This is a genomic window from Caldisphaera sp., from assembly GCF_049974385.1.
Classification (GTDB): Archaea; Thermoproteota; Thermoprotei_A; order Sulfolobales; family Acidilobaceae; genus Caldisphaera.
The window spans coordinates 1-12,751 of record NZ_JBMFIW010000031.1; the positions used below are offsets into that span (position 1 = coordinate 1).

Consider the following 12,751-nt stretch of genomic DNA (forward strand, 5'->3'; position numbering starts at 1 on the left):
CCCGTGACCCTGGTGAAGCCCAAGGGCTGAGAATTAGATATAAATTCATAAAAATTCAATGAAGCCCAAACCCCTAACTTTAAATCTAAAAGATGCAATAAACTTTAAAATCAGCTTTAAATTCTCTAGCGTTAACAAATAATTCAGGTGGAATGCTTGGGCAAAGTAAGGACTTTAATGATAAAACGTCTCGCAAGAGAACTGTTAAGAGATCATCCAGATCTGTTTACAGAAGACTTTAATATGAATAAACAAGTTGTGGGAAAAATTACTTCTTATAAATCGAAGAGATTAAGAAATCAGGTAGCAGGTTATATAACTAGTTTAGTAAAGTTAAGCAAAAAGAAACAAAAGATTATAGAAGAAAATACAGGCACTGCCCAGCAATGAGCTGGGAGATATACTTTGAACATAAAAATTAAACTTCTAGCTGCTTTAAAATATAGGGCCAATGGCAATGAAACAATTGAAGTAGATGCAAATTCTTGGAAAGAGGCTTTAAAAAAATTAATAAATAAATATCCAGATTTATCAATAGCCATAGATCCTGATGGAAACCCTAAATCAGGTTTTGTTGTATTTGTAGATGGGGTTGATTATAGGATAAAAGAAGATGAGGAAGAAGCTAAAGAAATCTACATCTTGCCAGTTAACCATGGAGGAATAGAAGTTTTGCTATTATCATGGGAAGATATAGAAAATGATATTAATGTAATAGGAGAAAAGATACTAAAATCAGGGTATAGGCCTGATGTTATAATATCTATTTTAAGGGGTGGAGTAATCCCAGGAAGGTTGCTAGCAGATAGGTTAGGTATTGATGATATCGGTTCAATGGAAATAAAATTATACATAGCTGCAGGTCAGAAAGGAGAAAGACCATATATGAGACAACCAGTTACCTTACCTATAAAAGATAAAAAAGTTTTATTGGTAGACGATGTAAGCGATTCAGGCCTAACATTGGAATTTGCAATACAAGCTATTTCTCTTTACATGCCATCTGAAATAAAGACCACAACATTATATATGAAGCCTTGGACTAGACTTGTACCAGATTTCTATGCTGAAGAAGTAGACAAATGGGTAGTTTTTCCATGGGAAAGGAAAGAGTTTGAAAAAGAAGCAAAATCTATGACAGGGCTAGTTATAAAGAATAGATGATAAAACACCTTATTTTTATAACATAAAAAAATAAGCATAACCAAAAAAGCTCTTTTCTACATTTATAATTGTGGCGAGCTAGATTGGGAGAGGAAGAAATTTACTGCGAAATGTGTGGCTCCCTGATAAAAGGGAAGCCTTTTAAAGCGCTTGTCGATGGAACTGAAATGATATTGTGTGCAAATTGTTATAATAAGCTTATGAAGAGTGGAAGAGCATTGCCTGCGCCCGAGAGAAAGATAGAACAAAAAAAGGTAGAGAAACCAAAGAAAGCATTTAAGTCAATGGATCAATTTGAAATCGTTGAAGGATATGGAGAAGAAATAAGGAAAGGAAGAGAATCAAAAGGTTGGACCCAAGCGGTTCTTGCCCAAAAGCTTAAAATAAGTGAAGCATTGCTCAAAAAAATTGAAAGTGAAAAAGTTAAACCATCTATAGATCTTGCAAAGAAGATAGAGCAAATACTTAAGGTTAAAGTCCTTCAGCCTGTTGAATTTGATGAAGGAGAAGAAAATAGTTTATCTCCAGATAAGGTAACTTTTGGAGATGTTGTAGTTGTAAGAAGGGATGAAGATTAATTGGACTTCTATGGAAACAATAAGAAAAAAGCTTTTTTGATTTTATCTAGCAAATTCTATGAACATTTCGATGAAGCAATTATTCTAGCTGAAACTGCAGGATATGAGATTGTTGGATTTAAGAAATTTAGGGGAGGTAGAAGAATAACTGATAACCTTATAGAAATTATTAAAAATAGCAAGAAAGATTTAGAATTCGATACAGTGATCTATTATGGTGATATTGAACCTTCATCAGTATTTAAATTAGAAAAGGAGACTAAAATAAGAGTGCTGGACAGAGTTCAGCTTATATTAGAAATTTTTGCTCAGCATGCGGGAAGTAAAGAAGCGTTACTCCAAATAGAAATGGCAAGGATTAAACACGACTTACCTATAATTAGAGAATATATAAGGAGAACTAAATTGGGAGAACTTGCTGGTTTCTTAGGCCCAGGTAAATATGGAATTGATACTTATAAAAAACAGTTAACATCAAGGCTTGCAAAAATAAAGGAAGAACTTGAGCAGTTAAGAAAAACTGAGCAAGAAAGGTTAATGAGAAGAAAAGAACTAGGAATGATAAGCATCCCAATTGTTGGTTATGCTTCAGCAGGTAAAACTTCCCTTTTTAATTTAATAACAGGTGAGTCTAAACCTGTTGGTCCAGAATATTTTACTACTCTTTTTCCAAAGCATAAAATGATAAAATATGATGGTTTAAAGCTGGCATTCGCAGATACAGTTGGATTCATAAGAGATGTGCCTCCTGAAGTAATAGAGGCCTTTTATTCAACGTTAGAAGAAGTTACAATTTCAGATATTATAGTTTTTGTTATTGATATAACTGAGAGTGAAAAAGATATAAAAGAAAAAATATTAGCTGGAACTGACATACTAAAGAAACTAAATGCTATAAATAAACCTATAGTTTTCGTTTTAAATAAAATAGACGAAATAAAAAGTGATGAAATTTCTAACAAAACAGAGTCTATAAAAAAATCATTTCCCTTTATAAATAAAATCATACCAATTTCAGCAAAGAAAAACATAGGAATTGATGAATTGCTAAAAGAAATTATAGGTATAAGCAGAAAAATTAAGGTTTACGTTTAATATATAGTTAATAAACCATGTTTTTCTTAGCAAATTAGGTATAAAAATGGATAGTCTGGAAAACCTTTCAAAGATATATGAAAAGGTTTATGTATTAAGACTTGGCCATAGACCAGAAAGGGATAAAAGAATAACAACTCATGTTGCATTGGTTTCAAGAGCCTTTGGAGCAAATGGATTTATCTTAGAAGGTATTTGTGATAATAAGGTTGAGGAATCATTAATAAAGGCATCTAAAAGTTGGGGAGGAAAGATCGATTATATGTGCAATGTTAATGGAAAAGAATTTGTCAAAAAATGGAAAGAAGAAGGAGGAGAAGTAATTAATTTAACGATGTATGGTCTAGGAGTCGAAGATGTTATAGATAAGATATCTTCTGTTCCTAAGAAAAAGCTCATAATAGTTGGGGCAGAAAAAGTTGAAAGGTTTTATTATGATAACTCCGATTACAATGTAGCAGTAGGATGGCAACCCCATAGTGAAGTTGCTGCTTTAGCAATTTTTTTAGATAGATTATTTAAAGGCAGAGAACTATTATATAACTACAGGGACGCACAATATAGAATAATACCATCTAAAAGAGGGAAAAAGGTTGAAAGAAGATAATTTGAAAGATGATGAAGGGGATAGTAAGGAAGAAGTTCAACTAAATTATATAAATCAGCTAAGAGAATTTGTTAGGCTTTTAGCATTAAAGGCAGAAACCGATGATAAGATGGCATCAGAGATACTTGATATATTATTAAAAACGGATCCTGAAAGAGGAATTAGCGATGAAGAGATAGAAAGCATGACGTCTTATAGACAAAGTGATGTTAGAAAGGTCTTAAGATTATTATATGATGCTAGGCTTTCAACCTATAGAAGAGGCAAACATCCAGAAACTGGAGCAACCAGGTATTATTGGTATATAGATATGAGAGGTGTCAGCTTAGCTATAATAAGGAGGAAAAAAGCTGTTTTGGAAAAGCTTAAATCAAGAGTAGCATATGAAAGTAATAATGAATTTTATAAATGCCCAAAGGATAACACAAGATATACATTTGATGTGGCATTTGAATACGATTTTATTTGCCCCAAATGTGGTAGCATGCTAGAGCTAGATGATAATAAGCAATACATAGATATATTAAAGAAAAGAATTTCTTTATTAGAGGAGGAAATAAAACAGGATGAGAGCAAAGTTTTCAGTGCTTGATATATTTTCTGGGGCAGGTGGATTTTCAAGAGGATTTAAGGAAGCGGGATTTGATATTTTGGTTTCCATAGAAAATGATCCACCAGTTTCAAAAACATATAAAGCTAATTTTCCCGAAACAGAGCAAATAGCAGATGATGTTAAAGAAATAGATTATAATGTCCTAAAATCTTTAGGATATCAAAGAGGAGACTTTGATGTAATAATAGCCTCCCCTCCTTGCGAGCCCTTTACTCCTACAAACAAAAATAGGAAAACTGATCCTATAGATAGACTTTATTGCGATCCCATAGGACAGCTTTATTTACATGCAATTAGAATAATAAATGAAGTTAGACCGAAATTTTTTGTAATAGAAAACGTTGCCGGTATTTTGCAAGACGATATAAAAGAATCTATATTTAAAGAATTAAAAAGATCAGGTTATGATGAGATCTATTTTAATGTGTTGTACGCAGAACATCATGGAGTGCCTAGCATGAGAACTAGGGTTTTTGTTTCCAATTTAAATCTAGAACTAAAAAAACAAAGAATGATAAGCGTTGAAGAAGCATTAAAAGATCTGCCAAACCCAGGATCATATTGGCCTCCTAATCATGAAGAGCCTCAACCATTAACTAAAAGGCTGAGGAAAAGAGTTTCTAATGCTAGATGGGGAAGGGCTATGATAGAATTCGAAGGAGCTGAAAATAAAAGATTCAGAAATTTTATAAGGTTAAATCCATATAGACCTGCTCCAACAGTTATGGGATCTTCACGATTTATACATCCATTTGAGGATAGGTTATTAACAGTTAGAGAACAAGCCCGTTTAATGGGTTTTCCAGACTATCATGTTTTCCTAGGAGGAAGAGATTCCCAATACAATATGATTGGTGAAGCGGTTCCGCCTCCTTTATCAAAAGAAATTGCCTTATATGTAATGAATTATTTAAAAGAAAACATTGTTAACCGGGGGGTTAACAATCAAAAATTGATGTAAAACCAATTGTTAAAAATTAAGCTAGATATGAATTCCTAGTATTTGCTTTTTCTCTTCTAACCTTTTCTTAACCTTGTCAACAGCCTTAATGAAATGATCTTGATTTACATAATTGAGCTTTTCTCTAATAGCGAAAAAGCCTGCTTCCGTAGTTATGGCCTTTATTTCTGCCCCGGAAAATCCCTCAGTAATTTGCGCTATAAATTCTAGGTCAACGTCTTTAAGTTTCATATTCTTTGTATGGATTTTCAATATTTCTAACCTTCCATTTTTATCTGGTAATGGCACTTCTATAATTCTATCAAACCTTCCTGGCCTTAGAAGAGCCGGGTCCAATAGATCAACTCTGTTGGTTGCGGCTATTACTTTAACACTATCTAAAGGATCAAAACCATCGATCTCAGCTAATAGCTGCAATAAAGTTCTTTGAACTTCTCTATCTCCACTTGTCCCCATCTCAATTCTTCTAGATCCTATAGCATCCATTTCATCTATGAAAATTATTGTAGGTTTCTTTTCCCTTGCCAGTTTAAAAACTTCTCTTACGATTCTTGCCCCTTCACCAATAAACTTGTTAACAAATTGACTAGCAACTACTCTTATGAACGTAGCTTTTACTTCGCCAGCAAGAGACCTCGCAAGTAGTGTCTTACCAGTTCCTGGTGGACCGTATAATAAAACACCCTTTGGTGGATCTATACCTAAAGACTTAAAGAGGTCCTGCCTCGTTATTGGTAGGCCAACTACTTCATAAATCTCCCTTATTTGGTTTTGAAGGCCCCCAACATCTTTAAATGTAAAACCTGGCGTTTCTTCTATTTCCATTGCTTCTACAAATGGATCGTAAATGTTTGGAAGAACTTCCACTATAGTAGAGCCCTTATTATTTAACGCAACAGATACCCCAGGCCGTAGTTTTGAAGTATCAATACTGTTTCCTATCTTAACAACAAGATTAGGTCCTGTTGAACTTTTAACTATTGCTCTCCCATCGTTTAATACTTCTAAAAGCATGGCTTCTATATATGGTGGTTCTAAAAGTTTACTCATCTCTTGGCGATAATACTCAAGATCTCTTTCTAGTGAAATTTTCATTTGTGTTAAATATCTTATTCTTTCTTTTAAATAAGAAATGTCTTCATCTTCATCATCTTGACTAGCCTTCTTGTTTGAATCGCTTATTGACAATTCAATTTCACCTGATTAATAATAGCATTCATTAGTTTTTAACCTGGTAAGCTAAGTGTTGAGGGAAAGTTAAAATTCCTTTATTAATATTAACCTCAGAGTGTCCTGTATCATCAATTTCAGTAACGTCACCACTCATCATAGGTAATTTTTCCCTTTTCTGGATTAAATTATCTAAGCTATTAAGTATATCTATTATAAAATTTCCTTTTATAATAAAATTAATATCTTAATAAAATAATGCCAGACTATTTTTATCATTCTTTTATAGTATTTGCTATATTATATATACTACTACACATTCTAAAAATCTCCTCTAACTCAAATCTGTTTTTCTTATATTAATTAAAACAATAATACGGTTATCATTATACAAACAGTAATATTAATAATGAATTCTTAAGGTTTCATCCCCTTATTTTCAATACTATAATATTTCAGAAGAAGTAGTATTAGTTATAATGCTAACAACTTTTTAACATGTCCTTAAGATTTCTAGTCAACCCAACTCTAATGCCAAGTCTTGGATCTGTATATATATAAAGAATTCCTTTACTTTGTAAATTTCTTAACCTTTTTAATAGCCAATTATAGTCTGCATTAAGTCTTTCCGTTATCTGATCTAGATAAACATATGTTACTCCATATTTTGCATAGTGTGTAAGGAGAAACGATGTTATTTCCATTTCTTCTTCATCTATGCTATCCTTTAATTGTTGCAGCACGCATGCAACCTGGGAAACCCTGTTTTGTCGTTTATTGTCTGCTGAATTGGTTTTACCAGCAATAAATGACAAAGATTCCTTAGTTTTACCTTTCTCGCTGATATTACTTTTGTCGTTTATTGTCTTCTTAACTAATTCACCCGCTACCTTTTGCGCCAAAGCAACAAACTCATTGAATTTTTCATCAGAAGTTTTTGATATTATTTCTCTTGCAAAATCTTCTCCTTTAGGAGTTAAATACCAAAGGCCCATATCATATTCAACAAAACCTCTTTCTTTCCAATATGATAAATAGCTAGAAATATATTTTGTTTCTTTATTTAAATATTGAGCTATTTCATTAGATCTCATAGGCCTTGATATTAATAAAATAAGTATTGCATCAACTAACCTACTTCTAGGACCCCCCTTTTCATTATTTTTTATTTGATTTATTAGATCATCTATCCTGTCATTATTCATTATTCCCCCCTTATTGTATTTTATTGTAAAAGATTTGCTGGGTACTTCTTAGTATTACTAAGCTTTCATTAATTCTGAATGTTAGTAGTTAAACAACATTGTTTTATGATTTCAACATAAAAAGAATAGAGGCTTTGAAGGCATGATTTAGGAGTTATAATGATAACCCCCCGGTTAACAATATTAGAGAACTCTTTTGAGCATCTTATTAATTCACTTTGTAAGTAATCTGGTAAACCTGGAAAACCAATACTATTGTTTTCTATAAAACCAATAACTGCCATCTTGCAGTTATTTGATATTATTTCATCCCTTATTTCATGTATAGAAGTTAAATCTTTTGGAGGGGCTTCCATTTCCATTATTAAAATTTCACATTCTTCTAACCCTTCTATTTTTAATTTAGATTCAAATATTTTTAATTTAGATTCAAATATTTTTAATATTTTTTCTCCTTTATCGGTTAATTTATTACGCTTCCCCATTTGTATAATTAGTTTGTTTTCTTTAAGCCTCCTAAGCATGGTTTTTATAGAGGCTTCTCCCAAATTAAAATATGAGGAGAGAAATGGCCTGCCAACGTCCTTGTTTTTAAAAATCCTCAATGTTTCTATAACATGATAAATATTATATCCTGGTATTCCACCTTTTTCAGGTTTTGTTATGTTTATTATTTGGTCTATTGCCTCGCAATCCTGTTGCTGGCAATACACTCCACGCACCTTCATCTACTTCAACCCCTTGTTCTATCATGAAAACTGCAACATCATTTGGAGTTATCTCACTATTATTTAGTACTGCCCTCCTTAAATTTTCCCAAGAACCATTTATTTTTATTCCAAAATCTTCATATAGCCATTCAACAGCTTCATTAATGTCAATTTTGTTCTTCATCTGGCTTAGTAATGCTTCTTTTACTGATTTCTCATAAAGCTTTCCTTTAATTGTTGTCATTTTATCCCCAATTTTTTGATAAAATAAAAATTTATAAATGTCCATTAATTGTTAACATATTTTTACATGTTAATATTTATAATTTTTCAGAATTTTGTTAATATAATATAGAAAAACAGAGATATTTATAGGTTTTGCCTGAAACTAAAGAAAAGCTGGTGATATAAGTGTCTGATGGAAAAGAAGTTGAGGAAGAAAAAGTAATATCGGATAATCTTTCGGTAATATATGAGGACACAGATTTAGTTGTTTATACAGCCCCGAATGAAGAAGAGTTGAAGGATATTTTGTTGGATTTATTAAGGAAAAATGGTAAGATGAGTATTAAGGACTTTCATAGGTATTTATCTGGTTTAGCTAGCGAAGATAAGATTAGATATGCTTTAAACGAACTTCTTAAAGATGAGGCTGTAATTATTGACCGTCAAGGCTATTTCTATTCCATGGAGCTTCTAAATAGCGGAGGATACTCGCCTGAAGAAGTAGGAGAGCTTATAGAAAATCAATCAGATGGAGAAGGTTTTTAAATAGAAATTTTTAAACAAATTTTCTTAGATTCACACCTTATATATCTTATTTACATATAATAAAAAAGGGGAGGGCCTTGTCACTTGATGAACTTGCAGGCATCGAAATGGAGCTAATGAAGTACATAGAGGGCCTAGATAAATCTGAAAAAAGATTGCTTGAAGTATCTAAAAATTCTATTAACGATAGTTTAATTTTAGTTAGACAATGGAAAGCAATATTGCAAGGGTTTGTGATGGAGATACAGAAAATAATTTATGATAATAAAAATGGGCATAGCTTAGTAAAGGAAGTTGAGGCCTGCATCTTATCTGATAAGGCAAACGCAGTTATGAGGAACTCTAGTCCAAGAGATCCCATTTATACCAATGTAAGACCATTAATATCCGCTATATCCGCTATATCTTCTGTTATGTGTGAAAGGCAATATAAAAAAGTAGCTTCATAAAAATACTTTAATATTAAGCTTTATATACCTACTTTAAAGGGAAATTTTAATTAAGTAAAAGGTTTTTAACTCTAGATACACTATAAAAATGAATTCATTAAATAGTAATAAAGTGTGATAGCCAAGAGGGAACAAAGATGTCAAGCTTAGAAGAAAAGCTGTTGATAGATAAAAAACAATTAGCTCAGGTATTAAAGGAACTAAAAGAATGGAATGCACCAGCAACTGTTTTACTAAGTCTTTATGTTCCTCCAGGGAGGCCTATAGGAGATGTATTGCAATTATTAAGGGATGAATTATCAATAAGCGATAACATTAAGCTAAAAAGAACAAGGCAAGCTGTAAAAAGAGCAGTTTCAGCAGCCATGGATAGAGTTTCAATGCTACAAAAAATCCCTGCAAACGGTTTGGTAGCGTTTTGCGGAGAAAATATGGAGACAGGAGAATTCATATGCGATATGTTTAGTCCTCCAGAAAAGGTGCCAGTTTTTTATTATAGAACGGATAAGAAGTTTGTCTTAGAAATATTAGAGGAAATGGTTCAAAGTGAAGATGTTGTGGGTATTGTAATAGTTGAAAGGGATCAAGCAACTATAGGTATATTAAAGGGAAGTAGGCTTGAAGTCTTAGATGAGGTGGAAGATTATATACCTGGAAAGCATATGATGGGTGGGCAAAGTCAGCGAAGAATTGATAGAATTATAGAACAAATGGTTGATGAATTTTTAAAAAGGTTAGGGGAAAGAGTAACAAACTACTTTTTACCATATTTAGAAATGGGGAAACTAAAAGCAATCATAATAGCTGGTCCAGGATATGCTAAGGAAGATTTTGTTAAGGGAGGTTATTTAGATTATAGGTTGCAGCAATTAGTCAATAAAGAGCTTATAGACGTTGCCTATCAAGGGGAACAAGGTTTAAGAGAAGTTATAATGAAGGCACAAAATGTTGTTCAATTCGCAATTTACAGAGAGGCTAATGAAGCATTAGAGACTTTTAAAGGACATTTAGCAAGGAATACTGGGCTAGTTGTTTATGGAGAAGATGATGTTAAGAGATCATTAGAAATGGGTATGGTCTCAATCTTACTTTTGCATGAGGATGTGAATATAGAGAGATGGAAAGAAGAAGCAGAAAAATCAGGTGCAAAGGTTATTATAATACCCAATAGCTTGCCTGAATCCGATTGGTTTTACAAAACTTTTGGGGGAATAGCGGGTATATTAAGATACAAAATATCTTAGTCTTCTGAATTTATTTTTCTAACTCTATCAATCCCATTTATATCTTCTATATAATTTACAACAGAAGGAGTAACATAATTCTTCCATTTTTTATCATTTTTTGCCATAAGTTCCCTTATTACTTCTCCTCTCCATTCGTTTCTATTAAAAAGTGGTGGTGTTAATACTTCAATACCGGCATCGGCAAATGCCTTACTTATAACAGGGTTTCTTGTTAAAATTGCTTTAACTTTTGGTATATAAGATAAAACATAATATGCACATCCAATGCTGATTTCTAGAGTAGGTATTGTGGCTGTTATGATCTTATCTAATGGAATGCCGCTGTCTTTTGCTGATAACCTTGCCATCTCTATTCTTTCTCCTGCAGTAAATGGGTTTCTAGGAGTATAGTTTTCAGAGGCCATTCCAACTAATATGGCTACTTCATCAAATCCTTGCTCAAAGGACCACTTAACTAAGCTCAAATGGCCTAGATGAAACGGTTGGAATCTTCCATATATTAATGCCCTCTCTACCAAATTAATGCCCCAGTTAAGTTTTATATTCTCAAACTTAAAAACATAAATATTTCTAAATCTGAACTTTACTAATTATTTTTATTCTGTTAACATGAAAATAAGAGGGGGTTAAAATTGGAAGAAAAATCGTGGAGAGCTGCTATTTTTGCTGAGATTGGAGAGCCTCTATCATGGATAATAGGTATTTTATCTATAGCAATTGCTTTAGGAGGAAGCCAAATAATTAATTTATATTTTTATATGTCACCTATATTCATAGGCATTATTGTTGGTTTTATTTCTCATGAATACATGCATAGATATTTATCAAGAAAATATCATATGGCTTCTAGATATACTGCTAATGTATTGGGAGTATTAATAACGCTTGTATCTTCAATATTACCTATTAAGCTTTTGATGCCGGGTTATGTTAAGACATGGACTCTTGGACCAGTATCAAGGAAAGGTTTGTTATACTCTGTTGCAGGTGGTCCCATAACAAATATAGTAATAGCAATAGCTTTGTATGTAGCATCGTTTGGCTTCCCTTTATATTCCGCTTTTCTTAGAGAAATAGGTTGGGTAAATGCGTATATATCTCTCTTTAATTTAATTCCGATACCTCCTTTAGATGGAGAAAAAATATTAAGGTTGGACATTGCTTTATGGGTTTTTCTCTTTATTTTATCTTTAGTTTTGGTTTTTATTTTGTAAAGTATTTTTCTAATTAGGTTATTATTCTCGAGCTAATAACTAAGTTTTTTAGGTGAGGGAAGTGAGTGAACCAAAGCAGACAAATGACCAAGATGTAAAGAAAAAATGGATTTTAAAAATGCTAAAAAGCGCTAAAGCACAATATAAATTATGCCCTTATTTTGACAAAAAAACAGTACAATGCTTTCTGATGCTTACCATGAAAAACAAAAATTCTAAATGTGATAGAGATGGTAGGTTTGACACTTGTCCTTTGTTTCTAGAGTACTTGGATAAGGTTTATGAAAATCTTTATAAAAATAAAAAAGTTATGCCTAACAATTTTCAGGATATAGTTAACACACTAATTTAAGTAAATATGATTTTATTAATTCATAATTATTAAATATAAAATATTATATATTTTGGTTTTATAAAATTTAAATATCTAAAGGCAAAAAATAAAAACGGAAATAAATAGTAATTAACTGGTGAACTTATTGGGCAAGGGGCTTGACAATATAGTAGAATTAATTGATGAAACTGTAAAAAAAGTTGCCCTAGGCCTATACATAAATTTAAATCATAATTCATATACTTATTATAAGAAGTCTTTTAAATTATTAGTTATTGAAAACCCCTTGCAAGCATATAATTTAATAAAAGAAATTTCATCTAGTAGCACTGCAAGGCTTTTATTTAAAATAATATGTAGAGCATTAAATTTTGATTCATCAAAAATTGATAGTATAGTTGATTCTTTAGAGAATGGCGATGAAAAGCCATTTAAAGATATGATAGATCCTATTCAATAGTTAAAAAGTTTAAAAACGAAAAATTTTTCTACTTAAAAAAAAGATTTATATTCAGAAAATGTAACACCATCAATGGATAGGATTGAAGTGGTGAATATTGTCTCTAACAAAGCTGGGTATCAAAGGCCTCGACGAAATTTTAAACCAAGTATACAGAGGCTCAATAATACTAG

General features: G+C 31.9%; 18 protein-coding genes. 13 read left to right on the forward strand and 5 right to left on the reverse strand.

Features of this window, described 5'->3' with window-relative positions; all coding sequences use genetic code 11:
* The first annotated feature begins 156 nt into the window (after window positions 1-156).
* From ACP5GV_RS07440 to ACP5GV_RS07470, 7 genes are all read left to right on the forward strand, one after another.
* Window positions 157-390, forward strand: coding sequence for a 30S ribosomal protein S17e (locus ACP5GV_RS07440; RefSeq protein WP_367117913.1), 234 nt, complete (start codon window positions 157-159; stop codon window positions 388-390).
* Window positions 391-405: 15 nt separating this feature from the next.
* Window positions 406-1,164 (forward strand): phosphoribosyltransferase family protein, encoded by a 759-nt coding sequence (locus ACP5GV_RS07445; protein ID WP_428068723.1) that lies wholly within the window; start codon window positions 406-408, stop codon window positions 1,162-1,164.
* Between the two features lie 83 nt (window positions 1,165-1,247).
* Complete coding sequence (locus ACP5GV_RS07450; RefSeq protein ID WP_292320139.1) at window positions 1,248-1,742, forward strand: multiprotein bridging factor aMBF1; 495 nt, start codon at window positions 1,248-1,250, stop codon at window positions 1,740-1,742.
* Window positions 1,743-2,837 (forward strand): HflX GTPase family protein, encoded by a 1,095-nt coding sequence (gene hflX, locus ACP5GV_RS07455; RefSeq protein WP_428103116.1) that lies wholly within the window; start codon window positions 1,743-1,745, stop codon window positions 2,835-2,837.
* Between the two features lie 46 nt (window positions 2,838-2,883).
* Window positions 2,884-3,444 carry a tRNA (cytidine(56)-2'-O)-methyltransferase gene (locus ACP5GV_RS07460; RefSeq protein WP_428068719.1) on the forward strand — a complete coding sequence of 187 codons (561 nt, stop codon included), beginning with the start codon at window positions 2,884-2,886 and terminating at the stop codon, window positions 3,442-3,444.
* Window positions 3,431-4,036 carry a transcription initiation factor IIE subunit alpha gene (locus ACP5GV_RS07465; protein ID WP_292320133.1) on the forward strand — a complete coding sequence of 202 codons (606 nt, stop codon included), beginning with the start codon at window positions 3,431-3,433 and terminating at the stop codon, window positions 4,034-4,036. The genes ACP5GV_RS07460 and ACP5GV_RS07465 overlap by 14 nt, the downstream gene beginning before the upstream one ends.
* A complete protein-coding gene (locus tag ACP5GV_RS07470; protein ID WP_428068715.1) occupies window positions 4,011-5,018 on the forward strand; it encodes a DNA cytosine methyltransferase in 1,008 nt (335 codons plus the stop codon). The genes ACP5GV_RS07465 and ACP5GV_RS07470 overlap by 26 nt, the downstream gene beginning before the upstream one ends.
* A 21-nt stretch (window positions 5,019-5,039) precedes the next feature.
* Here the strand turns inward: ACP5GV_RS07470 and ACP5GV_RS07475 are convergent, their stop codons facing one another.
* From ACP5GV_RS07475 to ACP5GV_RS07490, 4 genes are all read right to left on the reverse strand, one after another.
* Window positions 5,040-6,206: a proteasome-activating nucleotidase gene (locus tag ACP5GV_RS07475; RefSeq protein ID WP_428068713.1), complete on the reverse strand. Its 1,167-nt coding sequence runs from the start codon at window positions 6,204-6,206 to the stop codon at window positions 5,040-5,042.
* Window positions 6,207-6,670: 464 nt separating this feature from the next.
* Complete coding sequence (locus ACP5GV_RS07480; RefSeq protein WP_428068711.1) at window positions 6,671-7,393, reverse strand: replication initiator protein WhiP; 723 nt, start codon at window positions 7,391-7,393, stop codon at window positions 6,671-6,673.
* Between the two features lie 68 nt (window positions 7,394-7,461).
* Entirely contained in the window at window positions 7,462-8,106 is a 645-nt protein-coding gene (locus ACP5GV_RS07485; protein ID WP_428068709.1) for a hypothetical protein, read from the reverse strand.
* On the reverse strand, window positions 8,045-8,347 hold the full coding sequence (locus ACP5GV_RS07490; protein ID WP_292320123.1) for a hypothetical protein: 303 nt from the start codon (window positions 8,345-8,347) through the stop codon (window positions 8,045-8,047). The genes ACP5GV_RS07485 and ACP5GV_RS07490 overlap by 62 nt, the downstream gene beginning before the upstream one ends.
* 167 nt (window positions 8,348-8,514) lie before the next feature.
* On the opposite strand from ACP5GV_RS07490, the gene ACP5GV_RS07495 reads away from it, so the two are divergent.
* The 3 genes from ACP5GV_RS07495 to prf1 all read left to right on the forward strand — a co-directional run bounded on the left by ACP5GV_RS07495 (window position 8,515) and on the right by prf1 (window position 10,567).
* Window positions 8,515-8,874 (forward strand): hypothetical protein, encoded by a 360-nt coding sequence (locus ACP5GV_RS07495; protein WP_292320122.1) that lies wholly within the window; start codon window positions 8,515-8,517, stop codon window positions 8,872-8,874.
* Between the two features lie 77 nt (window positions 8,875-8,951).
* Entirely contained in the window at window positions 8,952-9,323 is a 372-nt protein-coding gene (locus ACP5GV_RS07500; protein ID WP_428068707.1) for a hypothetical protein, read from the forward strand.
* A gap of 137 nt (window positions 9,324-9,460) precedes the next feature.
* Complete coding sequence (prf1, locus tag ACP5GV_RS07505) at window positions 9,461-10,567, forward strand: peptide chain release factor aRF-1 (RefSeq protein ID WP_292320118.1); 1,107 nt, start codon at window positions 9,461-9,463, stop codon at window positions 10,565-10,567.
* Here the strand turns inward: prf1 and ACP5GV_RS07510 are convergent.
* On the reverse strand, window positions 10,564-11,088 hold the full coding sequence (locus ACP5GV_RS07510; protein ID WP_292320115.1) for a nicotinamide-nucleotide adenylyltransferase: 525 nt from the start codon (window positions 11,086-11,088) through the stop codon (window positions 10,564-10,566). The two genes, prf1 and ACP5GV_RS07510, sit on opposite strands and share 4 nt — an antisense overlap.
* A 114-nt stretch (window positions 11,089-11,202) precedes the next feature.
* Here ACP5GV_RS07510 and ACP5GV_RS07515 point away from each other — a divergent pair, with 114 nt between their 5' ends.
* From ACP5GV_RS07515 to ACP5GV_RS07525, 3 genes are all read left to right on the forward strand, one after another.
* Window positions 11,203-11,784: a hypothetical protein gene (locus tag ACP5GV_RS07515; protein ID WP_428068704.1), complete on the forward strand. Its 582-nt coding sequence runs from the start codon at window positions 11,203-11,205 to the stop codon at window positions 11,782-11,784.
* 61 nt (window positions 11,785-11,845) lie between these two features.
* Window positions 11,846-12,136, forward strand: a complete 291-nt coding sequence (locus tag ACP5GV_RS07520) for a hypothetical protein (protein WP_292320111.1) — start codon at window positions 11,846-11,848, stop codon at window positions 12,134-12,136.
* Between the two features lie 127 nt (window positions 12,137-12,263).
* On the forward strand, window positions 12,264-12,578 hold the full coding sequence (locus ACP5GV_RS07525) for a hypothetical protein (RefSeq protein WP_428103119.1): 315 nt from the start codon (window positions 12,264-12,266) through the stop codon (window positions 12,576-12,578).
* The last annotated feature ends 173 nt before the right edge of the window (window positions 12,579-12,751 follow it).

Bases quoted from the DNA above. Each gene is read 5' to 3' on its own strand.
- ACP5GV_RS07460 (WP_428068719.1), top strand. From the start codon at position 2,884: ATGGATAGTCTGGAAAACCTTTCAAAGATATATGAAAAGGTTTATGTA.
- prf1 (WP_292320118.1), top strand. From the start codon at position 9,461: ATGTCAAGCTTAGAAGAAAAGCTGTTGATAGATAAAAAACAATTAGCT.
- ACP5GV_RS07490 (WP_292320123.1), bottom strand. From the start codon at position 8,347: ATGACAACAATTAAAGGAAAGCTTTATGAGAAATCAGTAAAAGAAGCA.
- ACP5GV_RS07470 (WP_428068715.1), top strand. From the start codon at position 4,011: ATGAGAGCAAAGTTTTCAGTGCTTGATATATTTTCTGGGGCAGGTGGA.
- ACP5GV_RS07480 (WP_428068711.1), bottom strand. From the start codon at position 7,393: ATGAATAATGACAGGATAGATGATCTAATAAATCAAATAAAAAATAAT.